Annotated in this window: 16 protein-coding genes; 6 read left to right on the top strand and 10 right to left on the bottom strand. The window is 56.3% G+C overall.

Features of this window, described 5'->3' with window-relative positions:
- Position 1: 1 nt before the first annotated feature.
- The 5 genes from ACXAD0_RS06335 to ACXAD0_RS06315 form a co-directional block, all read right to left on the bottom strand.
- A complete protein-coding gene (locus ACXAD0_RS06335; protein WP_475087525.1) occupies positions 2 to 751 on the bottom strand; it encodes an SDR family NAD(P)-dependent oxidoreductase in 750 nt (249 codons plus the stop codon).
- A gap of 61 nt (positions 752 to 812) precedes the next feature.
- Positions 813 to 2,120 (bottom strand): MFS transporter, encoded by a 1,308-nt coding sequence (locus ACXAD0_RS06330; protein ID WP_475087524.1) that lies wholly within the window; start codon positions 2,118 to 2,120, stop codon positions 813 to 815.
- A 5-nt stretch (positions 2,121 to 2,125) separates the two neighbouring features.
- Positions 2,126 to 2,464, bottom strand: coding sequence for a cupin domain-containing protein (locus ACXAD0_RS06325; protein ID WP_475087523.1), 339 nt, complete (start codon positions 2,462 to 2,464; stop codon positions 2,126 to 2,128).
- Positions 2,454 to 4,706 carry an alginate lyase family protein gene (locus tag ACXAD0_RS06320; protein WP_475087522.1) on the bottom strand — a complete coding sequence of 751 codons (2,253 nt, stop codon included), beginning with the start codon at positions 4,704 to 4,706 and terminating at the stop codon, positions 2,454 to 2,456. Before ACXAD0_RS06320 ends, ACXAD0_RS06325 begins: the two co-directional genes overlap by 11 nt.
- A gap of 17 nt (positions 4,707 to 4,723) precedes the next feature.
- Entirely contained in the window at positions 4,724 to 6,976 is a 2,253-nt protein-coding gene (locus tag ACXAD0_RS06315) for a chondroitinase-B domain-containing protein (protein ID WP_475087521.1), read from the bottom strand.
- Positions 6,977 to 7,413: 437 nt separating this feature from the next.
- Between ACXAD0_RS06315 and ACXAD0_RS06310 the strand changes: the two genes are divergently transcribed.
- From ACXAD0_RS06310 to ACXAD0_RS06300, 3 genes are all read left to right on the top strand, one after another.
- Positions 7,414 to 10,449, top strand: a complete 3,036-nt coding sequence (locus ACXAD0_RS06310; RefSeq protein ID WP_475087520.1) for a TonB-dependent receptor — start codon at positions 7,414 to 7,416, stop codon at positions 10,447 to 10,449.
- 152 nt (positions 10,450 to 10,601) lie between these two features.
- Complete coding sequence (locus tag ACXAD0_RS06305) at positions 10,602 to 12,389, top strand: polysaccharide lyase family 7 protein (protein WP_475087519.1); 1,788 nt, start codon at positions 10,602 to 10,604, stop codon at positions 12,387 to 12,389.
- 141 nt (positions 12,390 to 12,530) lie between these two features.
- Entirely contained in the window at positions 12,531 to 13,991 is a 1,461-nt protein-coding gene (locus tag ACXAD0_RS06300; protein ID WP_475087518.1) for a polysaccharide lyase family 7 protein, read from the top strand.
- A 75-nt stretch (positions 13,992 to 14,066) separates the two neighbouring features.
- Here ACXAD0_RS06300 and ACXAD0_RS06295 read toward each other — a convergent pair whose 3' ends face one another.
- The 3 genes from ACXAD0_RS06295 to ACXAD0_RS06285 all read right to left on the bottom strand — a co-directional run bounded on the left by ACXAD0_RS06295 (position 14,067) and on the right by ACXAD0_RS06285 (position 16,501).
- Positions 14,067 to 14,816, bottom strand: coding sequence for a FadR/GntR family transcriptional regulator (locus ACXAD0_RS06295; protein ID WP_475087517.1), 750 nt, complete (start codon positions 14,814 to 14,816; stop codon positions 14,067 to 14,069).
- 258 nt (positions 14,817 to 15,074) lie between these two features.
- Entirely contained in the window at positions 15,075 to 15,653 is a 579-nt protein-coding gene (gene rrtA, locus ACXAD0_RS06290) for a rhombosortase (protein ID WP_475087516.1), read from the bottom strand.
- 53 nt (positions 15,654 to 15,706) lie between these two features.
- Positions 15,707 to 16,501: a helix-turn-helix domain-containing protein gene (locus ACXAD0_RS06285; RefSeq protein WP_475087515.1), complete on the bottom strand. Its 795-nt coding sequence runs from the start codon at positions 16,499 to 16,501 to the stop codon at positions 15,707 to 15,709.
- A 167-nt stretch (positions 16,502 to 16,668) separates the two neighbouring features.
- Here ACXAD0_RS06285 and ACXAD0_RS06280 point away from each other — a divergent pair, with 167 nt between their 5' ends.
- On the top strand, positions 16,669 to 18,741 hold the full coding sequence (locus ACXAD0_RS06280) for a VIT and vWA domain-containing protein (RefSeq protein ID WP_475087514.1): 2,073 nt from the start codon (positions 16,669 to 16,671) through the stop codon (positions 18,739 to 18,741).
- 63 nt (positions 18,742 to 18,804) lie between these two features.
- Here ACXAD0_RS06280 and gad read toward each other — a convergent pair whose 3' ends face one another.
- Positions 18,805 to 20,178 carry a glutamate decarboxylase gene (gad, locus tag ACXAD0_RS06275; protein WP_475087513.1) on the bottom strand — a complete coding sequence of 458 codons (1,374 nt, stop codon included), beginning with the start codon at positions 20,176 to 20,178 and terminating at the stop codon, positions 18,805 to 18,807.
- A gap of 15 nt (positions 20,179 to 20,193) precedes the next feature.
- Entirely contained in the window at positions 20,194 to 21,684 is a 1,491-nt protein-coding gene (locus ACXAD0_RS06270; protein ID WP_475087512.1) for an amino acid permease, read from the bottom strand.
- A gap of 153 nt (positions 21,685 to 21,837) precedes the next feature.
- Between ACXAD0_RS06270 and ACXAD0_RS06265 the strand changes: the two genes are divergently transcribed.
- Positions 21,838 to 22,512: an RluA family pseudouridine synthase gene (locus ACXAD0_RS06265; RefSeq protein ID WP_475087510.1), complete on the top strand. Its 675-nt coding sequence runs from the start codon at positions 21,838 to 21,840 to the stop codon at positions 22,510 to 22,512.
- 113 nt (positions 22,513 to 22,625) lie between these two features.
- Positions 22,626 to 24,260, top strand: a complete 1,635-nt coding sequence (locus ACXAD0_RS06260; RefSeq protein ID WP_475087509.1) for a glycoside hydrolase family 43 protein — start codon at positions 22,626 to 22,628, stop codon at positions 24,258 to 24,260.
- The last annotated feature ends 25 nt before the right edge of the window (positions 24,261 to 24,285 follow it).

The following is a 24,285-nucleotide window of genomic DNA, read 5'->3' as shown; positions in this document are numbered from 1 at the left end:
ATCAGGAGAACAGCAGTCCGCCATTGGTGTCGAGATTGACACCAGTGAGGAACGACGCCTCATCGGAAGCCAGGTAAGCAACAACGTCACCCATTTCGGACGCCTTGCCTTCGCGGCGTAACGGGGTTGCACCAGCCACATTCTCGCGCACCGCATCTTTTGTGAAGGTGTCGTGGAAGGTGGTGCTGATCATACCCGGACACAGGGAGTTCACGCGGATATTTTTCGGGCCAAGCTCTTTGGCCATGGAGCGGGTAAACGTCATCACCGCGCCCTTGCCCGCAGCATAAGCGGAAGCACCCGGGCCACCACCATCACGTCCGGCCTGGGAAGCCAGGTTAATGATGCTGCCACCGTCCATGTGCGGCACAACTGCCTTGGTCAGCAGGAAAGTGCTGTTCAGGTTCAGCTTGATCACCTTGTCGAAGAAATCTTCATCCATTTCATCGAGGGTCTTGCGTGCGACGAGGCCGCCCGCAACGTTGACCAGGATATCGATCTTGCTGCCAAACGCGGCAGTTGCAGCGTCCACGACGCTCTGCACGTCTGCCTGCTTGGTCATGTCGCCCTGGGCAATAATGCCCTCACCGCCCGCGCTCTTCAGCGCTTCCAGAGTGGCTTCCGCCTGGCCTTTGTCGCTGTAGTAGTTGATCACAACTTTAGCGCCTTCGGCAGCCAGCTTCAGCGAGATTGCTTTACCGATATCGCGGGCACCGCCGCTAACGATCGCAACTTTATCTTGTAATTTCATGTCTATCCCCATTCCTAGGTAATCAATACAGCCGGGGGCCGGGCGCCCCCAGTCCTTAAATTCAGCTCAGCGCTTCAGCTGATGGTGCAGCGTCAGCAGGTTTCTTTTTTACAGGTTCAATACGACCGCCCAGCAGCAGGGTGGACAGCAGCATCAGAGGTACAAGAGATGCACCGAGAATAAAAAACGGCGGATAGTAGGTTCCATCATTGGTAATCACCGGAACCAGCTGTATCGCTGCGATAACGCTGGTCACACCGACGGCACCGCTGATACCCGCCAAGCTAGCGACACTTTTTCCTGAGAAGAAATCGCTTGGGAGAGTCTGGATGTTGTTAATGGCAGTCTGGAAGCCAAACAGAATGATCGCGATGAGGCCAAGCGCCATCGCCGGGCTGTCCGCCACTGTGGTGGCAAGCAGTGCTGGCAACATCAGCGCACCACCGATTGCAATCACGGTTTTGCGCGAGCGGTTGACACTACTGCCCGAACGCATGAGGCGTCCCGCGAGCCAGCCACCAAACAGCGCACCCAGCGCAGCGCCCACATAGGGGATCCAGGCCGAGGCACCGATCGCCTTAACATCAAAACCAAACTTGTCATTCAGGTAGAGCGGCAGCCAGGCAACAAACAGCCACCAGATCGGCTCGATAAACAGGCGCCCGAAGATTACGGCCCAGCTCTGGCGATGGCTCAACAGCTCACGCAGGGTCGGTACGTATTCGTCTTCATCGGAAGCTTCTTCCTCAACCTTCTGGCCGCTGAGGATGTACTCACGCTCTTCCGGGGTAATCCATGGGTGGGCATCCGGACCGCTCTTGTAGAGGATCAGCCAGGGGATCAGCCACAGGAAACCGAGGCTGGCAACAATGATGAAAGTCGCCTGCCAGCCAAAGAAGGCGTAGAGGAACGCCACTAGCGGCGGTGCGATGATGCTACCGGCTGAAGCGCCGGCACCGAAGATGCCCTGCGCCAGCGCGCGTTCGCGAACCGGGAACCACTCGGCGTTCGCCTTGGTTGCGCCAGGCCAGTTACCCGCCTCACCAAAGCCGAGCAGTGTGCGGAAAACACTGAAGGAAGCCACCGATGAAGCGACGGAGTGCATGGCGATCGCAACGGACCACACCACAATCGACAAGACGAAGCCGATGCGCGTACCGATGGCATCAAAAACGCGACCGAATACCGCCTGACCAATCGCGTAGGCCACCAGGAATACGCTCATGATGTTGGCGTAGTCGTGTCCATCCATGTCGAGGTCCTCGGCAATGCCGGGCCACATTACGGACAACGCTGTGCGGTCAATATAGTTAATGATCGTCGCAAGCGCGACGAGGCTTACCACCATCCACCGAAGATTTTTTATCATTGTACTTATTCCAAAAAGTCTGCCCGGTAGGGGCTGAATGTATCGAGCAAAACGCCTGCTTCCAGGCACTTTGCACCATGATCCAGATGCGGAGCGACGTAGAAGGTATCGCCAGCCTCCAGTCTCTTCACCTCGTCGCCAACGGTGACTTCAAAAACACCGCTTTCGACATAGGTCACCTGCGAGTGAGGATGGGAGTGCACGTAGCCGATACTGCCCTCCTCAAACCAGGCTTTTACGACCATCAATTCCTTGTTGTACCCGAGGATCTTCCGGCGGATACCACCACCGACATCCTCCACCCCGGATTCATCACCGGGAATAAACGCCGCACTATTGGCCATTTTGTTCTCCGTTCCCTGTGTTGAGCGCCAGCACGGTGAACTGCCCATTCAAAGTGAAGGCCTTATCGTCGATCTTGAATGTTTTCTCCTGGTCCGCGGCGACCGCGTCCAGGCTGTAGGCCACCGCATACTCACTGCCGTCGAGCAGCGCAATGGTGATGAATTCCACACCCTGGTCGGCACCGCGGCGCAGGCTCGCCACTTCACTCTTCGCATCAACGGTAAACTCGCGTTTCGGGTTGTACTCACCGTGGGGCTCAAGCACATTGACGAAGACGTGACGATCCGTCGCGTTGTGGCGGGCGATGATCCCGCGCTCCGGGCGCAAGTTGAAGAACGGATCGTTGGCACCGATTTGTGTCAGCAACATTTCGGTATTGCCATCCACCAGTGAGGTCTGGGAATAGAACCGGCCGTTGTCATTCAGCCAGGTGACGCGCGCCACGCCCGCTTCAGGCCGGCCACTGCCGAGCAACCAGAGATGCTGGTAACCGTGATCTTCACCCAGGCTGCTGAGCTGGCTCCCGTTGGACTGCAACTCAAAACTCGTATCGATAATCTGGCCACTGAAGTGCAGGGGGAGATCCAGTTGATGCTCGCCTTGTGCATCGACCTTGAATACATCCACCACGAGCGGTTTGCCCGACCCGGGCAACTCCAGCATGGCTAGCGTTCTTTGCAGACGCGTGCCAGGATAGGCCGTATCGATAAAGGCAGAACTGATGACCCCCTGAGCGGATTCCGCAAAGAAAGCCACTTCGGCATGCTCGTTCTTCGCTTTGCGGTATTCGCCAGCGAAGTGGGACTGCTCATTGATGACGACGGTATTGTGCGCAATCGTTTGCTTGGCATAGCTGTTGTTTTCGGGCAGGTAGCGACCACCTGCCTTGGCCTCGACATTCAGAAACCTGGCAGCACCGTAGTCACTGATGATCTCACTGCCATGGTCGTAGAATTGCCAGGTGAGCTTGTCGAAATGGCCGTGTCCCATCCCTTGAGCCGTGGGTTTGAAAACCAGCGCGCGGTCATTGGCATCACCACGGCGCATCACTACCAGGCCACCTTCGGAACCGTCGAGGCCATCACGGAACACACCAGAACGGAAGTCAAAGGTTGCATCGACACCAGCGTCCATGGCCTGTGCGACCTTCATACCATCACCCGTCAGGGGAATATCGCCCTGAACACGTGCAATTTCGATCAGGGACTCATCACCGGTAATCCCGAATGCAATAGCAAGGCCCAGCACCAGCTCACGGGTATCGATGCCCTTGTCCTTGATAGCGTCATTGATCGGGAAGAACAGGCCGTTATAGCTGAGCTGAATAGTGGTATCGACAGCCTTCAGCAGGACACCATCGCGGTAGTCAAAAATACCGAGATCAGGGTCGTTCGCCTCGATTGCCTTGGCGAAGGTGACAAACGGCATCAGGGCATAGCGCTGGTAGTAGGGCCCTTCGGTGTAATAGCCATCCGGAGAAAACAGCTCGCGCAACTGTCGGAGGAATCCGCCTTTACCGCTTTTGTCCAGTCCATTGAGAGCCTGTTCGACCAGCTCGCGATCACCCAGTGCATACCCGGTCATGCCCACTGCAGCAACATGCCAGGTACCATGGTTATGAATCTTGTCGAAGGTGATTGCGGATCCTGCCGAAAGAAACTCTGCGACCGGACGCATAACACCAGAAACAATACGCTCACGCTCTGACGCGCTGAGGTAAGACTCTACGAGATCAAATGCCTGACTGGTCTCAACCAGCCAGACGGCCTCATTCAGGCTCTGCCAGAACAGGCGCCCCGGATTCGTCGCCCCCTCCCTGCGCTTTGGATGCAGCGGCAGGCCGGGATACAGGTCGGCATACTGCAACAACATGTCCCGTACCGCTGCCGCATAGCGATCGTCACCAGACAACTGATACAGGGTTGCGGCTTGACGCATAAACGTCGCGTTGGCCTTGTGTTGCTCATGGGAGTAGCCACCACCCGCATCTTTGGGCACGGGTACGTTTAACGGCTGCAACATCATCTGGTCAACGTTGCGGCGTACGCGCTCATAGGCATCCCAGAAAGCGCCCTTGGCCTGCAGTTGCGCGCGCATGGCCTCGACTTCCTGCGCGCCGACCAGCAGGTTTGGCTCAGCAGGTTTTGCACAGCCGGTTTGGGCAACGCCAGCCAGCACCAGCGCCAGCACCAGCGACCAAGAACGTTGCACCAATTGACGAATAGGGGGCCTGAACTTCATAACTCTCACCATTAGTCTCAGCGTACGGTGTTATCGCGAATAGTTGCGGTATGCGCGCCGCCGAAAACCAGCTCGCTCACAGAGGGCTCGGGGGTTGTGTCGAAGAGATTCTCTGCGACCGTTGTTTTGGGCTCGCCAACGGTATGCTCGGCAACGATACCGGCGGTACCACTGAACGTGTTGTTTGCCACGTTGGCCACCTGCACACCGTGCAGATACAGAGAGGCTTTGCGCTTGTTGCGCTTGCCATGGCTACTGTTTTTCACCTGATTGCCGTGGAACTGCAGCTGGGGACCAAAGGTACTTTCATCGGTGCCGCCGCGGTACAGGTTCACTACAGCGCCCTGTACGTTCTCAATCTGGTTGTCACGCAGTACCAGGAATTCGACGTTGTAGATACCGAGATCGTCTTTCTCTTTATCCAGACGCAGCAGGTCACCGGAAATATTGCTGAACACGCTTTCCACGATTTCGATCTGGTCCGCAAACGCGCGGTGGCCGGTTTCAAAGAAATGGAAGGAATGGTTAACGTCCAGGTCGCGCACTTCAGAGTTGGCGATACGCAGGCGGTAATTCTGAGTCATACCCCATTTTTGCGTGCGGATCAGTGCGTTACCGGCTGAATCCGGGGCATCTTTCCCGGAGATTGTGACGCCGCTGATTTCCAACGCACCGCCATCCGCAATCTCGAACAGGGTCGAGCGACCGGGCAACAGAGTAACGCTACCGGGTTTGGCTGCACGAATGCTGAGGGTCTGGTTAACTTTCAGGATTTTTTCAACACTGTAGGTTCCCGGCTTCAGCTCGAGAACATCTCCGGAAGCCGCGCCTTCCATCGCCCGCTCAATTGCCCCGGCACCATGCTGGACGATAATCGTCTTACCCGAAGCATAAGGGGTCACCGGTTCGCGCTTTGCGTACCAGGCGGGCCCGCTCTCTTCTCGCGACGCTCCGGTAACACCGCGACGTGCGCCGATATCCCGCAGGTTAGCTGCTGCCGGCACCATCAGGCCGTTGTCATCACGCTGAAGGGCAACATTCAGATACTCCAACGGTACTGGAGAAGCGCCGTCGTTTTGCGCCAGTGCAGCAACATTGTTCTCGAAGCGAATGCCGGAAATATCGTCGAACACGGTAAACGGGGACGCCTTCTGCTCGTGATAGATCAGGTTGTCGGCGACCACGCTATCGACGGGAACGGCGGAACGCTCTGAATCACTACCTGCTGCCAGCTGGATATTGTCGACGTTAACAAAGGTGTTGTTGGTCACCTGCGCGTTCACCACCTGGTGATAGCGATTCACCGGCGAGTTTGGAACACCATTCATGATGGTGAGTCCGCTGCCAAAACGGTAGCCGGTCAGGCCTTCCAGGTAATTGTTGCGAATGGTCTGGTCGCGGTTGATCACGCGAATGCCACCGGTATGCGGCACACCATTACCGATAAAAACATTTTCCTCCACCACGTTGCCGTTGCCGTGGCGCAGGGTCAGGGTGCCGCGCGATTCGTAGAAGGTATTGCCGCGCAGGACGTTCTTGCCGGACTTGACTGAAATAATCTCAACTTCGCCGCTGCAACGGTCAAAGTAGTTGTCTTCTACGACGGTCAGCGAATCAAACACGGAATAGTGGCTGGTGCCGATACGCAGGGTCTCACCACCGTTCGAGCCGAGTGTCGGCCGGGGACCGAAGTAGTTGTGGTCGATACGATGCCGATTCTCGCGGCTCGACTCACTATCCAGCCGCACCGCCAGGGTTACACCCTTATTGCGCTTGCCCGCCAGGTAGTTGTGGTCAAACCGATTATTCTTGCCATACATGGCAACCCAGTAATCGGATTCAAAACGATCCGGATTGCTGTAGTTGTCGATGACCAGCTCGGTAACGCGTGAATTGTTGGCCAGGTGTTTCTTGTTGCGACGGAACTCAACTACGGAGCTGGTGGGCGTATAGCCGTCTTTAAATACCAACCCGGAGACAACGAGGTGATTGCCAGCGAGGCGTAGATTCGACTGCCCGGAAAGGATCACTTTTCCTTTTTCTTGCGCAGTGAGCGTGATCGGAGCGTTCTTCTTCCCTTCTCCCTGGAACAAGATTTCAAAATCTTTCCAGACGCCATTGGCAAGCACCAGTGTGTCACCCGGTTTCAGGGCTTTCACACTTTTCCGGTACTGCTGCTGGTCATGCACCAGCACTTCCGCGGCATGCAAAGGCCCCATAAAAACCAGTGCACCGAGCGTAAAAATTTTTGCTAAAGAGGAAACATTCATTAGGAAGCCCCACCCACGATCATCGCGTTACCGACAACATCAGCCACACAGGTGACACTGCCAATTTATTATGGGGCCAGACTAAATTGGACAAACCGTTATGTCAACCAATCTGAATGACCAATTGACCAATTTCGACCAAAGACAGGGTTTCCCGTTACGAGACGCCCGACATTAGCGCACAAAAAGAGTGCAAAACCCCCTTCCGGCCAGACCAATTATGCATTTTTTTGTGCAAACTGGTTGACTAGGTGTCTATCCAGTGCAATCTTCTCCAACCATGGGTATACAAATAGGGATTTTTGGTCTTACCAGTTATTTTTATGCTCTGCCCAGATAACCGCAGAGTCGATGAGGCTGCGGCAATAATTACTCACGCGCAAACATCCTTGGGGGTTAAAATGCGTAACCATAATAACGATACAAGAGTTGTTTCAGTGCCTAATAAGAAGTTCACAAGGTCCCTGCTCTTTTCTGCAATCGCAACGGTTTCTGTCAGTGGTGCAGCGATTGCTCAAGAGAATTCCGAAGTAGCCGGAGCCAGCGCTCTAGAAGAAGTCACGGTCACCGGTACTCGTAAAACAGTTCAGAACACAATCGAGATCAAGCGCGATTCCATTACCATTGCAGACGGCCTGTCCGCCGACGAAATTGGTGATCTGCCCGCACTGTCGATTGGTGAAGCGCTGGAAACCATTACCGGAGCTTCCTCTCACCGTGAAAACGGTGGTGCTACCGAGATCTCCATTCGCGGTCTCGGCCCTTACCTGGGCTCTTCTACCTTTAACGGGCGCGCCGCAACCAACGGCAGTGGCGACCGCTCTGTGAACTTTTCCCAGTTCCCATCCGAATTGATGAGTAAGCTGGTCATCCACAAGACCCAGGACGCAAGCCTGATCGAAGGCGGTGTAGCCGGTCAGATCGAAATGGAAACCCTGAAGCCGCTTGAGTATGGCAAGCAGCGCTTCCAGATCGATACCAAGGCCAACTACAACCCGGATCAGCAGAATATCGCTGATGCCAGTGAAGGCGATTACGGCTTCCGCGGCACCGCCAGCTACGTTGACCAGTTCAGCTTCGACGGCGCCGGTGATTTCGGCGTATCCCTCGGCTACCAGAAGAGCGAGATTTCCCAGCCAGAAGCGGAAATGCGCTCTTCCAGCCCGTCTGGCAGCTCTCTTTACGCCTGTATCAATGACCCCAGCGTGACCAACGAAGGCTTCTACCGCGAGTCCAGCGGTGACTGTGAAGACCAGATCGGCGGTTCCAGCAACCAGGGCTACAACACCGACGTTGACCCGGCCACCGGGAAGGCCGTCAGCGATGGCCTGGCGTACGCGTTCGCCCCCAGCTCCAATGGCTATCGTCAGAATGACACTTCCGATACGCGCGATGCTGTATTTGTTGCACTGCAGTGGCAGCCCAACGACAAGTGGGACATCAACTTTGACCTGCAGCAGTCTGAGCGCATCCAGGCGGAACAGCGTCACGACCTGAACTTTGCCAACCAGAAGCGTGCTACCCCCGGGGTGACTGGTCCGGCACTGGTTACCACTGCGAATGGTGCTGTACTCGAATGGGCGGGCGAAACCGCGATCGAGTCCAACAGTGAAGTGTATTCGCGCACCGAAGAGTATCTGGGCTACGGTCTGAACGTTGAGTTCCAGGTGAATGACAACCTGAAGGTTTCCGCCGACTACGGTTTCTCTGAAACCACGCGCGAGGAACTGCAGGTGTCCCTGCGTACCCAGTCTGATGACGACGATATCTTCAACGAAGACACTGTCGCCGGGTATCGTCCGCTGGTTTCCTGGGATTTCGATTCCGGTATTCGCCAGTACACCATCAACGACTTTGATGTGACTGACCACACCCTCTTCTCCGACGAGTACCGTGTACGTATCGATTCGGACGTTGACCGCCGCAACACCATTGAAGCGTTCCGTACCGACTTCGAATGGACACTGGACGGCGACGTGATCAGCTCGATCGAAGGTGGCCTGCGTCACTCCGAGCTCGAGTATGTCAACCTCGGCGGCACCCGCTTTACCACTGACAACCTCGACGACAGCTCTGAAGAAGAACGCGCACTGATCCTTGCGATCAACGAAGCCTGTCGTAACAACGAGTTCCCGGAGAGCGGTTTCCTCAGCGAGCCTTCCAGCGGCAACCTGATCACCAACATTGACTCCTCCACCGGTCAAGCAACTTCCGGCACCGGCAATTCCTGGGCGACCTTTGACACCATGTGTGTCACCAACATGATTCTGGACGCACAGGGCTACGCCTTTGAATATCCGGATCAGGAATACCAGAGCCCATCTACTACTGACGTTACCGAGACCACAACGGCAGCGTACGTCATGGCAAACTTCGCCAGCCAGATAGCAGAGACTCCGGTTCAGGGTAACTTTGGTGTACGCGTGGTCCAGACCGAAGTGGATTCCGTCGCCTTCCGCACCGCATACCAGATCATCGAAGACGACAGCGGCTTCCTGTCTCTGCAGACGGATCCGAATGCAGACCTGGAGCGCGTTTCCTCTGGCGGTGACTACACCGAGGTTCTGCCGAGCTTCAATATGGCAGCAGACCTGACCAGCAACGTGATCCTGCGTACCGGTGTTTACCGTGCACTGTCTCGCGCCGATCCGAGCGACATGGGCTACAACCGCTCTTTCGCACTGAACGGTTCTGCTGACATCACTGACCCGAATGACCTGATCACCAATGTTTCTGGCTCTGGCAACCCGGAGTTCGAACCGCTGACGTCCTGGAACTTCGATACCAGCGTCGAGTGGTACCCGAATGAAGACACCATGCTGGCTGTGGGCGTGTACCACAAGAAATTCCAGGGTGGCTTCGAGCAGGTACGTACCACAGAGCAGTTCATGATTGATGGGCAGTCTGTTGGTGCTGACTTTACCCTGACCCAGACCAATGACGACACCAATGACCTGTCTGGTATTGAGATCACCGGTACTCACCGCTTCTCTTACCTGCCGGGTTATCTGAGCGGACTGGGCACAAAGATCAGCTACAACTATGCTGACTCCGATTTTGAGTTCGAAGACAGTAACTACGGTTCCATCACCGTTCTCAATGATGACGGATCCGTTTTCTCCCAAACCCAGGGTATTGTAGAACCGGGTAATGTGCCGGGCTTCTCCGAGCACGTATTCTCTGGTCAGCTGTACTACCAGATTGGTAAGTTGGACACGAGCCTCATCTATAAGTACCGCAGTGAGTACTTCCAGCCGTACACCAGCAATGGCACCCGCCTGCGCTTTGTCGGTGATGTCGGTGTGTGGGAAGCACGCGCTTCCTACGAGTTGACCGACAACGTGAAGATGAGCGTTGAAGCAATCAACCTGTTCGACGAACCTAAAAAGCAGTACTTCTACTCCAAAGACTACCTGGGTGAGCTGAACAGCTACGGCCCACGTGTATTCCTTGGCCTGAAGGCGAAGTTCTAATCCGAGAACAAGGCTGGTGGCGTCCGCCACCAGCCTGATTTCCAGTTTTCGATTTTTCCGCAACGATGAGAGACGGGGGGCAACTGCTGTCCGCGTCCTTGCGTGTTCCCCCCTCATTCCCAAACCTCAACAACTCCAACAAAGAGGTAGGTATGAAGATTTCCAAGACTAAAGCCGTTGTATTTGGATTGCTGTCCAGTGCGTGCGTTTCGGCAAGCGCTGCAACCATCAACAACCCCGGATTTGAAAGTAGCTGGGATGGCTGGACAGACTCCGATCCTTCCGCCATTTCCAGCGATGCACATGAAGGTACCAAGTCAGCCAAAATTACCGGCAGTGGCGGCGCTTTCGAGCAAACGGTCGCTGTGCAGGCGAACACCAATTACACCCTGTCTGCCTATATTGAGGGCACCGGTACCATTGGTGCAGAGATATCTGGCAGTGAAGTTACCAGTACCGGTGGCGGCAGCGCCTTCGAGCAAGTCAGCGTCGAGTTTAATTCTGGTAGCGCAACGTCAATCAATGTGTTCGGTCGATATGCGAGCGGTACAGGGCGCTTCGACACATTTGCCATTCAAGAAACTTCGACCGGCGGCGGAGGAGAAACCGGCGGCGGTGATCCCGGCAGCTGCACAGGCTCGCTGACTATTGCATCCGCCTCCGACGACGGCACCAATGACGGTAACGTCCCCGCAAATGCCATTGACGGTAGCCTGGCCACTCGCTGGTCTTCGCGCGGTGCGCCGAAGTCGCTGGTGCTGGATCTCGGTTCCACTGCAACCGTAGGGGAAGTGGCAATCGCCTGGTATAAAGGCAACCAGCGTTCTGCGTATTTCATTATTGAGACGTCAGTCAATGGACAAAATTGGCAAAGCGTCCTCGAAGGTGGCACCTCTAGCGGAACCACTGCAGATCTGGAAGCTTATCCGGTCACTGAAACCACTGCCCAGTACGTCCGCATCACGGGTTACGGCAACAGTAAAAACAACTGGAACAGCATCCTCGAGGTCGACATTTCCGGTTGTTCAGATGGTAACGGTGGCGAACCCACCGACCCGCCGACGGACCCTACCGATCCTCCGCCCACCGGAAACCTGGATCCCAACCTGCCTCCTTCCGGGAACTTTGAATTGCTCGATTGGTACGTCAGCGTACCGACTGACACGGACGGCAGTGGCACCGCTGATTCCATCAAGGAGAACGAATTGGCCGGCGGTTACGAGGATCCGAATTACTTTTATACCGGCAGTGACGGCGGCATGGTATTCCGGTGCCCGGTAGACGGATTCAAAACCTCGACCAATACCAGCTACACCCGTACCGAGCTCCGCGAAATGCTACGTCGTGGCGATACCAGTATCTCCACACAGGGCGTGAACGGGAATAACTGGGTATTTGGCAGCGCGCCGTCGTCCGCCCGCAATGCTGCCGGCGGGGTAGATGGCACCCTGCGTGCGACACTGGCAGTCAACCACGTCACCACAACCGGGGACAGCGGTCAGGTTGGCCGTGTGATCGTTGGTCAGATCCATGCGAACAACGATGAGCCACTGCGACTGTACTATCGCAAGCTGCCCAACAACTCCAAGGGCTCTATCTATTTTGCCCACGAGCCTGAGGGTGGCAGTGACCAGTGGTACGAGATGATCGGCAGCCGTTCCAGCAGCGCTTCCGATCCTGCCGATGGTATCGCACTGGACGAAGTCTTCAGCTATGAGATCAAGGTCGTCGGCAACAGCCTGACGGTCACGATTTTCCGCGAAGGCAAAGCTGACGTCTCGCAGACAGTGGATATGAGCAACAGCGGATACGATGTGTCTGACCAGTACCAGTACTTCAAGGCTGGCGTCTACAACCAGAACAACACTGGTAATGCAGACGACTATGTTCAGGCCACATTCTACGCGCTGGAAAACACCCACACTGGTTACGCCTACTAAGACGTACACGGGTAATCACGGAAGCCGCTGCCACCGCAGCGGCTTCTCATTTTCCAGGGTCTGATTGGCAAGCGGCCTTTTTCACAAGGGCCTCTCGCCAATCGCATCGCAAACTCGACACGATCAACACAAGATTTTTCTATGAAAGTATTCGGAGTACTCGCCTTAATTTTCGTATTTGTCACCGGCTGTAGCGGCAGCAGCAACGGCGATACGACAAACAACAGTACAAATTCCAGCAGTGACCCGGTTGGCAGCCAGAACCCTCCTCCCGCCACAAGCGAGACCTGCGATGCTCCCGGCAGCCTGACCATTGTTGCCGCTTCCGATGATGGCAGTCACGACGGTCGCGGACCGGACAATGTGTTCGATGGCAGTTTCGCTGAAGAATCTCGCTGGTCTTCCGAAGGCATCGGAAAGTGGATCATCGTGGACCTGGGCCTGCAGGCGACGGTGACAGCGATTGAGATCGCCTGGTACAAAGGCGATACACGCAGCGCGCTATTTGATGTCGCTATTTCCGCCGATGGCAGCAACTGGGATCCTCTCGGTGAGAGCCTCGCATCCAGTGGCACCACCAGCGGATTGGAACAGTATGCGCTGGCACAAAGTCTGGGCCGCTATATTCGAGTGACGGCCCGAGGGAACACACTCAACGCCTGGAACAGTATCCTCGAGCTGCGTGTACTTGGCTGCAGCACTGGCGAACCCGAATACCCGGTGTCGACTCCCGGTGGTTCCCCCGGCATCAGTGATCTGGACCCGAGCCTGCCCCCTTCTGGCAACTTTGAACTGATCGATTGGTATCTCAGTATCCCAACAGACAATGATGGCAGCGGCACCGCCGACTCGATTCGTGAGCATGAACTCTCATCAGGCTACGAAAACCCGACTTACTTTTATACCGCAAGTGATGGCGGCATGGTGTTTCGCTGTCCAGTGGAGGGATTCAAAACCTCGAGCAATACGAGCTATACCCGAACCGAGCTGCGCGAAATGCTGCGTCGCGGCGACACCAGCATCTCGACTCAGGGAGTCAATCGCAATAACTGGGTGTTTGGCAGTGCGCCAGCTTCCGCACGTGCTGCAGCCGGTGGTGTGGATGGCACCCTGCGCGCAACACTGGCAGTCAATCATGTGACCACCACTGGCAGCAGCAGCCAGGTTGGGCGGGTGATCATTGGCCAGATCCATGCGAACGACGACGAGCCGGTTCGCCTCTACTATCGAAAATTACCGCAGAACACGCGCGGATCAATTTACATTGCCCACGAACCTATCGGTAAAGAGGACCTGTACTTCGAGCTCATTGGCAACCGCTCCAGCAGCGCATCGGACCCGATCGACGGCATCGCGCTGGATGAACGATTCAGCTACCTGATCGAAGTGATTGGTAATACCCTGAACGTGACCATTTCACGCGATGGTAAAGCCGACGTTTCTACCACCGTCGACATGTCGCAAAGCGGCTATGACGCCGAAAATCAGTACCAGTATTTCAAAGCCGGCGTGTACAACCAGAACAATACGGGCAGCGCGGACGATTACGTCCAGGCAACCTTTTACGCTCTGGAAAATAGCCATTCTGGCTACGCCTACTAACAGAAAAATCTGTGCATAAAAAAGCCGCGCATAAAAAAACCGCTGCCTAGCAGCGGTTTTTTTATCTAATGCTCTTTAGTCGTCGAGCCTCTCGATGGAAAAGCGTTTGCGCCGCTCGGAAACCTCCCGGCGAATCACCTCCACCGCCTTGGCCTCGGTCGCTTCGTGCAGCGCATCGATGGTTCGGCCGAAATGCCGACGCATCGCATGACGCGCAGCCTGCGGGTCGCGGTCTTCTAGCGCACTGACAATCGCCTTGTGCTCTGCCAGACGCTTTTGTCCGTCTTTCTTACAGACAGATTTGTGCACATGGAGGATATCCGGGTTGTGCTCCTGGATATCCCAGAGCGTATCAATGGTACTCATCAACACCCGGTTATGCGTTGCCTTGGAGATGACTTCATGGAATTTTCGGTCGGCCACTTCCGACGTCAGATTACCGGCTTCATTCTCGCGCACCATTTCCTGGTAGGCGGCTCGCAGTTCGTCCAACTGGCCTTCAGTAATCATGGTCGCCGCCAGTGCCGCCGCCTCGCCTTCAAACAACACGCGAGCCTCTGTCAGCTCAAACGGGCTAAAGCTCTTGTTATCCGACAGGACATTGGCCGGTTCTTTCACGTAAACGCCAGACCCGGTTTTTACCACGACACGTCCGATCACCTCGAGCGCAATGATGGCTTCGCGAATCGTCGGACGACTGACTTCGAACCGCTCGGACAGCTCGCGTTCAGAGGGCAATCGGGCGCCGGGAGGATATTCTCCTGAGTCCAGCATCGGGAGCATGCGCTTCACAACCTGCTGATATAGACGGCCAGTATTTTCCATCAGTTACTCTCTGAAAACAGTCGAAATTTGGACTGAAAAATAGTAGCACAATTGGTCAGACAGGCAAAGAAAATTGGTATTAATTTGGCCTCACCAATATGAAATAGATTCCCAGCAAAAACCAGTAACTACGGGGCCTGAAGGCCACTGACCAATTTATGCTGCGAATGGTTTGGGGAGTTTGCAGGTCATTTCGCCGCGCGCCGTGACGCCAGCGTTACGAGGGCGTGCCTGAGCCTCCGGAAAGGCATGCGTTTTTCAGGCGCGCGTCTCGGGCGCGGATGGCAGCTGCCGCTGCAATGGGCGGGAGACGAGGCCCAGAGCCCCAAGAACCAGGCCAGAAATCGCCCCGAACATATGCGCGTCGATCGCGACATCCGCGTCGATCATTGATGCCGTCATTGAGGTATCCCCCCCCAGTTGCTCCCAGAGGATTTTCCCGGCGGTGCCGAGCAGGAGCAGCCAGCCGGTGCGCTCGCCGTCGCGCACATCCAGCACCGCCCCCCAGATAATCAGCCCGTGTAATGCGCCCGATAAGCCCACATAACGCACCAGCGACTCCGCAAACATCAGCAGTCCGACACCGGTCAGTAAAGTGAGCAAGAAAAGCAGGCGCACCAGTGATACGGCAGTGAGGTAGCGACCAAATAAAATCCAGAGTACCGCCAGCGCACCGGCATTCATGAAATAGTGGTTCAGATTGGTATGCAGGAAATGGCCGGACAGTAAACGCCAGTATTGTCCTGCAAAAATTCTGTCGCGGTCGTACACCAGCCAGTCGCGCAATTCTCCCGGCAGCAACTGTAAAAATAGCGAAGCGGCGATGATCACCAGCACTGTTATCACGACGGCACCTTGCCCCGGCTTAAACAGCAGACCTGCTCTTTGAATCATGGGGTGATCTCGCTCGGTACCGGCGTTTTTCCCGATGAGGGAAAAGATTTTTTCTTGTCGCTGCGACGCAGGCGGCTGAAGAATGCGAGCTCCCAGGGACGCAAGGCGACCATCAAACTGGAACCAAAGCGTTCATCGAGGGGCAACTTGGCATCTGCATCATGCAGTTCATCAAATTGTTCAAGCAGGCGTTCCATACGCTTCATCAGTTCGGCATTCGCAGATCGGGACAGCATGCCCGTGCGAAACACGAGCTTCTCACCGGGTCCGGAAAAGCTGGAATCCAGAAATTCAGGTTGCACCTCTCGCTGGAAGAATCGCTGGATCGGCCCATTTGCCAGCCAGCGAAACTCCTTCGACACAATGACGCGGTAACGATTGAGTGGCAACAGTTCGATCAGGGCCAATCGATCCAGTCGGGCCAACAGCTGTATACACTCCGTTGGCGCAATTTCGTAGGTTTCGACAATCTGGTCAAACGTCCAGAGATTGAGCACGCACACGGTCACCAACAGCAGCAGCGGATCTCCCGCCACTTCCCGCTCCTGTGCTTCCGTCAAGGTCTCGAGACCGTGGCGTGCCTCGGCGGTTTTGCGGACTAGATCGGTAATATCCAGACCCGCGATCCTGCACAGGTCTTCGAGACGCGCCAGGGAAATTCCACCTCCGGCAAACAGTCTTTTGATACTGCTCTCCGACAACTGCAGCTCGGCAGCAATATCGGCATAGGTAATTCCCCGCGCCTTCAACGCGCGCTTCAGTGTCTTGATGAGTGCTGGTATCTGGCTCACAACCGCCTCAAAAGTATCGAAATTTAATACCTGAAGCCTTAATTTACTCTACTTTTCCGGTTTCTGGTGAACTTTATGACCCCCCGGGTGTTAATCGCCGGGCACTGTGGGAGACCAAACCCACGCCCATGAAATGCGTTATTGCCCGACGACCGGAGGAAATTTCGATGCAATCTTTTTGGCGCAAACCTGCCCATCGGCTCGCGCTGACCCTGTTGGGGCTGTTGTTCACCGAGCTATCGATGGCGGCGGGCTTACTCACCCCAACGGACAGCGGTCTGCCTGAACTCCAGATCAAGGAGCATCACGTTAACGTCATTGTGGAGGACGGTTACGCCATTACCGAAGTCGACCAGACCTTTTTCAACCCGCACGATCAGACGCTCGAAGCCGTCTACACCTTCCCGGTGCCGTATCAAGCCTCGGTTGGTGAATTCACCTATTGGATCGACGGCCAACCCGTCACGGCAGAAGTGCTGCCCAAGCAAAAAGCCCGTGAAATTTACGAGCACGAAAAAGCCCAGGGTCGACGCACCGCCCTTACTGAGCAGGACGCCTACCGGAGTTTTGACAGTCGCGTATCAGCGGTTTTGCCCCAGGACTCGGTGCGCATTCGACTGGTCTATATCCAGCCAGTACACGCCGACCTTGGTATCGGTCGCTACGTTTATCCGCTCGAGGAGGGTGGTGTCGACGAGGAGCGCATGGCTTTCTGGACGTACCAGCAACAGGTACAGGAAGCATTTAGCTTTAACCTGACCATGCGCTCTTCCTACCCGATTGACCAGTTCCTCCTGCCCGCCCATCCGCAGGCACAGATCCAGCAGTTGTCCGGCCAGGAATGGCAGGCTTCCTTCGCCAACGGGACTGGCACAGGGCAAATACTCACCGAACAGGGCGAGTCCATTTCTGCAGTCCCCACCAGCGGAAGCGCCTTCTCGCTGGATCAGGATATCGCGGTGTACTGGCGACACCGGCAGGGATTACCCGGCAGTGTGGACATGGTGACCTACCGCCCCGAGGGCAGCGATCGCGGTACCTTTATGCTGACCCTGACACCGGGTGACGATCTCGGAGTTGTGCAACAGGGCAGGGACTGGACCTTCGTGCTGGACATGTCAGGGTCCATGGCCGGTAAATACCACAGTCTCGCCGAGGGTGTACGCAAGGGGCTCGGCAAGCTGCAACCCAATGACCGGTTTCGCCTGGTGCTATTCAATAACCACGCGTGGGATCTGACCAACGGCTATGTTCCCGTGACGCCCGGTAACATTGGACTCTACCTGCAGCAACTGGAAACCCTGTCACCCGACGGCGGCACCAACTTGTTTGCTGGACTGAAGCTCGCCTATCGCGGCCTCGACAGCGACCGCCCCAGTGCAGTGGTCCTGGTCACGGACGGTGTCGCCAATGTGGGCGTCACGCAGAAAAAGGCCTTTCTGAAGCTGCTGGAGCAACAGGACATCCGTCTGTTCACCTTTGTGATGGGGAACAGTGCGAACCGCCCGCTGCTCGATGGGATGGCAAAGGTCTCCAACGGCTTTGCGATGGCGATCTCGAACAGCGACGATATATCCGGCCGCCTCCTACAGGCCGCTGACAGGCTCAAGCACGAGGCATACCGCGATATCGACCTGAAAATTTCCGGCGTCAAAGTCCGCGACCTGAGCCCGGCCCGAATCGGCTCGCTGTATCGCGGCCAGCAACTGATTGTTTTCGGACACTATTGGGGGGAAGGCGCAGCGCAGCTCAAGATTGACGGCAAGGTGTCCAGTCGCGATGTGCATTACGAGTCCCCATTGCAGTTCCCGCGCAGCGACGACCGAAACCCCGAGCTAGAAAGACTCTGGGCGTTCGCGACCATCGAAGATATTCAGAACCGCATGGATTACCTGGGACAGGATGCGGATAGTGAAAATGCGATTGTGGACCTGGCCGTAGAATATGGACTGGTTACCCCCTACACATCGATGCTGGTGGTGGAAGAACCGGTGTTCGAGCAACTGGGAATACAGCGCAATAACAAAGCCAGAGTGGAAAAAGAAAGGACTTCGCAGGAAAATCGGCGCATGGTACCGGTGCGCGAACATCGTCAGGACAAGAGCAATCCCGCCTTCAGCGGCAATCGCGCCTACCCCAGTGGGGGCGGCGGTGGAGGTGGCTCGGTGGAGCCGATGTTAATGATGCTGCTGTTGTCCTTATTCCTGCTGCGGAGAAGACGCACTTCCCCCTTCCGTTGAAATCCGCAACCAAAGAGGGGCGCACCGGCGCCCCTCCTTTTGTCTTGCGCTTGAACTCACGTACTAGCACTTGCTGACCGAACTCTTGTGCGGATCATGCAGTACCGGTGGCGTCGCCGTACCGCCATGCTCCTTCAGCCAGTCACAGGCCTCGATGATGTCGTTGGCCAGAACCTTGATCACATTGTGATTGATATGCGGTCGTACCACGACGCGCAGTGAATTCACACTTTGCGCTTCCGGCGGCATCGAATAGGCAGATAGGACCCAGCCTCGTTCGCGGACCTTGAAAGACACGTCGAACTCATTGAAGTTGGTAAACTCCCGCTTCAATGTCAGTGCCACCACAGGAATTCGCTGGGTAGCATTCATGGCCTCAAAATAGCCACTTTCCAAAAGGCGCTCGCGCAGCTCATGGGAGTTCTCTAGCGTTCGCTGCATGATTTCCCGGAACCCGTCGAACCCCAGGCGGAGGAAGACATAATATTGATAGGCGACCGGGGCTGCATTGCGACTGAAATTCAGCGTCGCGGTGGGTTGCTCGCCTCCCAGATAATTGACGTAGAACATCAAGTCCTCATCAAACACCTTGCGATCGCGAAAAACCAGCCAGCCCAGCCCTGGTGGTACCAGCCCAAATTTGTGTCCCGATGCATTGATGGACTGCACTCGCGGCAAACGAAAATCCCACTCGTAATCCGGATACAGGAACGGGTTGATAAACCCTCCCGAAGCCGCGTCGATATGTAACGGGATACTGTGGCCGGTCCGTTCCTCATAGGCATCGAGCCAGTCGTGGATATCCTTGAAGTCGTCATCCTCACCGGTAAAAGTCTGACCGGCAATGGCGACCACTGCCGTGGTGTTCTCATCAACCAGTTCATCCAGGTGTTCGGTGGTGAGTTTGTACTTGCCAGGCGCCAGTGGTGCGATACGCGGCTCGACGTCGAAGTAACGCATATATTTTTTCCAGACAATCTGGACATTGCCACCGGTCACCAGATTGGGGCGACTCGCATCCTTCCCCGCTCGCTCCCGCGCTTTGCGCCAGTTCCATTTGTGTGCCAGTCCCGCGAGCATACACGCCTCGGAGGAGCCGATGGTCGCCGTACCGAAGGCCTGAGCATTCTCGGGACCATTCCAGAGATCGTGCAGCCAGCGCACCATTCGCTCTTCCATCGCGAACAGCTGGGGGTACATATCGTGGTCGATATAATTTTTCAGATAGTGCTTCTTCAACACATCGAACGCTTCGGGCTCGGTAAAGGTCGTGACGAATGACGACAGGTTCATAACCGGCTTCGCATCGGCCCAGGCCTCACTATTTACGATCGCCTCTGCCGCAAACGCGGACATTGAACCTTTGGGAAACTGGTGCTCGGGGACTTCCTCGTTTAACTGGTCGAAAAACTGTTCGAACGGCGATTGCTGTTTCACGATGGATTCCTTTGTCTACGGTTTTTCGACACGGAAAGAATTCTGCTTCCAGCCCGGTTTGCGCAACTGGTAGATCAATAACGGCAGGGCGGTGAATACAATGGCACCGGCAGCCACCAACATCACATAGATCGTCGGGCTGCCGATGGGGAGCTGGTCCGGGGGGAAAAATGAAACCACGAATGCGAAGGCCACCGCGAGAAAACCGATGCCCGCGACCAGCAGCATACCGCCCATCCCGCCCGGTATCTGGAAACTGCGCGGCAGATCCGGACGTGTACGACGCAGGCGTATCGCAGCGGCATACATCATCAGGTACATGATGATGTACAGCGTAATCGTCATCGCGGAAATCAGGAAAAAGGCCGTCCCGACATTCTTGAACAGAAAATAGATACAGGAGATCAATGTGGCGATCATACCCTGCACAATCAGGATATTCTGCTGCATCCCATGCTTATTGGTGCGCTGCAGCCAGGGCGGCAACATCCCGTCTCTCGCCGTCGCCAACAGGCCGCGACTCGGTCCCGCCAGCCATGCCAGCGCGCCACCCAGCGCGCCATAGCACACCAGCAATGCGAGCAGTTGGACGGGCCAGTGCACCCCCAGCAGTTTTTCGAACGCCTGCTCAAACGTGGTGTAAACACCAGTCTGCAAACTGATACTGTCGTAGGGAAGAATCGCGGCGACCGCCAGCGCCCCCATGGTAAAAATCGCAAAGGATATCGCCGCGGCAATAAATATCGCGATGGGGTAATCCCGCTTGGCATTCCGCATCTCGGTTGCGTGCGTCGCCTGCGCCTCAACGCCGGCAAAATTCAGCAAAATTCCGCCGAGAAACGCCAGTGAACCCAGGCCGGCGACATGCGGGAACCAGCGCGGATGGTGGTGCCCCCCCTCCTCTGTGGTTACCGCCGGATTGGTTGCCGTTTCCCACCCCAGGTCGTGACCCGCCATTGCCCAGGCAATGGCCAACGCCATCAACACCAGGCCGGGCAACACCGTGCCCAGCAAAAAGCCCAACTTGGTAACCTTGGCGAGAAAGTCAGTACCCGTCAGAGCGACTGCCGTCGCAGCCCAATACGCACCAATACAAAACAGTCCGACAAACACATTGTTTTCTGCGAGGTGGGGCAGACCGATACCGTAAGCAATTCCCGCGGCAGCAAAGCTCAGGCAGGTCGGATACCAGACGACATTCTGTATCCACTGCAACCAGATCGCGGTGAAACCCAGACGCGGGCTAAAGGCTTCACCAATCCAGGTATAGACCCCGCCCGCCCGGTCGCCAAAAGCGCCACCGAGTTCGGCGGCCACCAGGCCGGCAGGAATCAAGAACAGCAACGTGGCGAAACCGATGTACACGAACATCGTCAGCTCTTCCTGCGCCATCATGGGCAGCCCACGCAAGCTCGTAACAATCGTTGCGGCGGTTACCAGCCCCAGCGTGGTGGCCGTCAGCGTCTTGCCAGGCGCAGATCCGGTGGTTTTGTCGGCGGAATTCACACAAGGTCCCTCTAGCGGTATTCCAGCAAATTAGGAGTTTAGCTGGGCATTGGCACTGCTCGCTGTTGCTGGAGCGGCTGTGCATTCCCTTGCACCTGTGCTGCCGCTGGTGTTTCATGCGCGCTAAAGTGGCAGGCGGCAGAGTCGAGATTTATGCGCCCATACAATCCCCCCACCACACCACGTCTCGCTGTTGTGTACGAAGACGACACGCTCGTCGTGCTGGATAAGCCCAGCGGGCTGCTGAGCGTCCCCGGCCGTGATCCCGCCCATGCCGATAGCCTGGCCAGCCGGGTCCAGGAGCAATACCCTGGCGCCATGACCGTCCATCGACTCGATATGGACACCTCCGGTTTGATCGTGATGGCGCGACATCCAGTGGCCCATCGCCAATTGAGCAGCCTGTTCCAACAGCGTGCGGTTGAAAAAACGTACTACGCGATGGTTTGGGGAGTACCGGAATTGCAACGGGGAGAGATTGATCTGCCTCTCATCTGTGACTGGCCCAACCGACCGCGACAAAAAGTCGACTGGGAGGTGGGCAAACCCTCTCGTACCCTGTGGGAAAAAGTCCGCTCTGACGGCACCAGTAGCCTGGTTCGCCTGACGCCCATCACCGGACGCTCGCACCAGCTTCGTGTGCACCTGCAGGCGATCGGACATCCGATTTTGGGCGATCCTTTTTACGCCCATCCGCAGGCGCTCGCGGCAGCACCGCGCCTGTTACTCCACGCGGCGGCACTGCAGTTTGCGCACCCGGTGTCGGGTCAGCCGGTCCACTTTCAGAGTGATCCCGATGCCCAGCTGTTCTTCTCCGCGACAATCTAACCGCATCTAGAGGCACCTAAAGAACCGCCGGTAGCCCCGGATAGACATTTCCGGCGCACCCCGATGTAAACGTTTACATTTATGGTTAAATCCCTTATGTTGTGGGCAAACCAATGAATAACGACCTGCAGTTTCAGCGTATGAAGACCATCCAGAACCCGTTCCTGCGGGGGTTCAACCCGGACCCCAGTATTTTGCGTGTGGGCGACGATTACTATGTGGTGACCTCGACTTTCGAGTGGTTCCCGGGCTACCAGATCCACCATTCACGGGACCTGCGCAACTGGCAACTGGTGCACCGGCCACTGAACCGACTGTCCCAGCTGGATATGGAAGGCGTTCCGGATTCCTGTGGCGTGTGGGCCCCCTGCCTGAGCCACCATGACGGGGTCTTCTACCTGCTGTATACCAACGTGCGCAGCTTTGTCGGTATGTGGAAGGATATGCCCAACTATCTGGTGACCAGCACCGAGATCACCGGCGAATGGTCCGACCCTATCTACCTCAACTCCAGCGGCTTCGACGCCTCCCTATTCCACGATGATGACGGGCGCAGTTATCTGCTCAACATGATCATGGACCACCGCGACAATCGCTTTTTCGGTGGCATCGTGTTGCAGGAATATGATCGCGAGCAACAGAGGCTCGTCGGTGACCTGCATTATATTTTCGAGGGCACCGAGCACGGCCGCACGGAAGGGCCTCATCTCTACAAGCGCAATGGCTGGTATTATCTGCTCACGGCGGAAGGCGGTACTGGCTATGAGCACTGCATGACCCTGGCTCGTTCCCGCAGTATTACCGGCCCCTACGAAGTGGCTCCGCACAACCCCATCATCAGTTCGAAATACACCCCGGACGCCTACCTGCAGAAAACCGGGCACGGCGGCTTCGTCGAGACTCAGGATGGCGACTGGTATGCGACGTTCCTCACCGGGCGACCACTCTCTGAAAAGGGGCGCTGTATCTTGGGGCGCGAAAGCGGCATCGAGCGCGTTGAATGGCGAGAGGATGACTGGCTTTACCTGGCCTGCGGCGGCCGCGTCGCACGCCCCGAAGTGGAGGCCCCTGAGCTCCCGGATTTTCCGTTTGCAGCAGAGCCCGCGCGACTCGACTTTGATGGCGAAGAACTGAACATCCATTTCCAGTCCCTGCGGGTACCGATGACCGCCGACTGGGTAAACCAGACAGATCGCTCCGGCTTCTTGCGCCTTTACGGTCGCGACTCCCTCAGCTCGTGTTTCCGACAGAGTCTGGTGGGGCGTCGGGTACAGGCCCACCATTCCAGTGCGGAAACCTGTGTGGAATTTGCCCCGCAGCTGTTCCAGCAAATGGCCGGCCTGGTGTGCTACTACAACACCGGCCACCACCATTACCTGCATATTGCCGGTGATGACTTCGGAGCAAGCAGCGGGCGCAAATTCCTGAAGATCGTAACCAACGACAATTTCAACATGCGCGAGCCCTGCGCACCGGTGGAAGTCACCGGCTCCACCCGGGTCTATCTGAAAGCCGAATTCAACGGTGCCGAGTTGCAATTTTTCTATGCACTGGAACAAGGCCAATGGCAGAAAATTGGTCCCGTTCTCGATGGCAGCATTCTGTCGGACGACTACGTGGAGATCTCCAGCGGTCGCTATCACCCCAATTTCACCGGTGCCTTTTATGGCCTGGCCTGCCAGGACTTGTCAGGACAGGGACTGCATGCCGATTTCGATTACTTCGAATACCGTGAAAACAACGACTGAAGGTCACCGGCCCCAGAGCCAATAA

This window comes from Microbulbifer sp. ABF4_148, from assembly GCF_056158985.1.
The sequence above is the reverse complement of the archived record's forward strand: the minus strand, read 5'-3'. Positions and strand labels throughout refer to the sequence as shown.

Bases quoted from the DNA above. Each gene is read 5' to 3' on its own strand.
- ACXAD0_RS06335 (WP_475087525.1), bottom strand. From the start codon at position 751: ATGAAATTACAAGATAAAGTTGCGATCGTTAGCGGCGGTGCCCGCGAT.
- ACXAD0_RS06330 (WP_475087524.1), bottom strand. From the start codon at position 2,120: ATGATAAAAAATCTTCGGTGGATGGTGGTAAGCCTCGTCGCGCTTGCG.
- ACXAD0_RS06325 (WP_475087523.1), bottom strand. From the start codon at position 2,464: ATGGCCAATAGTGCGGCGTTTATTCCCGGTGATGAATCCGGGGTGGAG.
- ACXAD0_RS06320 (WP_475087522.1), bottom strand. From the start codon at position 4,706: ATGAAGTTCAGGCCCCCTATTCGTCAATTGGTGCAACGTTCTTGGTCG.
- ACXAD0_RS06315 (WP_475087521.1), bottom strand. From the start codon at position 6,976: ATGAATGTTTCCTCTTTAGCAAAAATTTTTACGCTCGGTGCACTGGTT.
- ACXAD0_RS06305 (WP_475087519.1), top strand. From the start codon at position 10,602: ATGAAGATTTCCAAGACTAAAGCCGTTGTATTTGGATTGCTGTCCAGT.
- ACXAD0_RS06300 (WP_475087518.1), top strand. From the start codon at position 12,531: ATGAAAGTATTCGGAGTACTCGCCTTAATTTTCGTATTTGTCACCGGC.
- ACXAD0_RS06295 (WP_475087517.1), bottom strand. From the start codon at position 14,816: ATGGAAAATACTGGCCGTCTATATCAGCAGGTTGTGAAGCGCATGCTC.
- ACXAD0_RS06280 (WP_475087514.1), top strand. From the start codon at position 16,669: ATGCAATCTTTTTGGCGCAAACCTGCCCATCGGCTCGCGCTGACCCTG.
- ACXAD0_RS06265 (WP_475087510.1), top strand. From the start codon at position 21,838: ATGCGCCCATACAATCCCCCCACCACACCACGTCTCGCTGTTGTGTAC.
- ACXAD0_RS06260 (WP_475087509.1), top strand. From the start codon at position 22,626: ATGAATAACGACCTGCAGTTTCAGCGTATGAAGACCATCCAGAACCCG.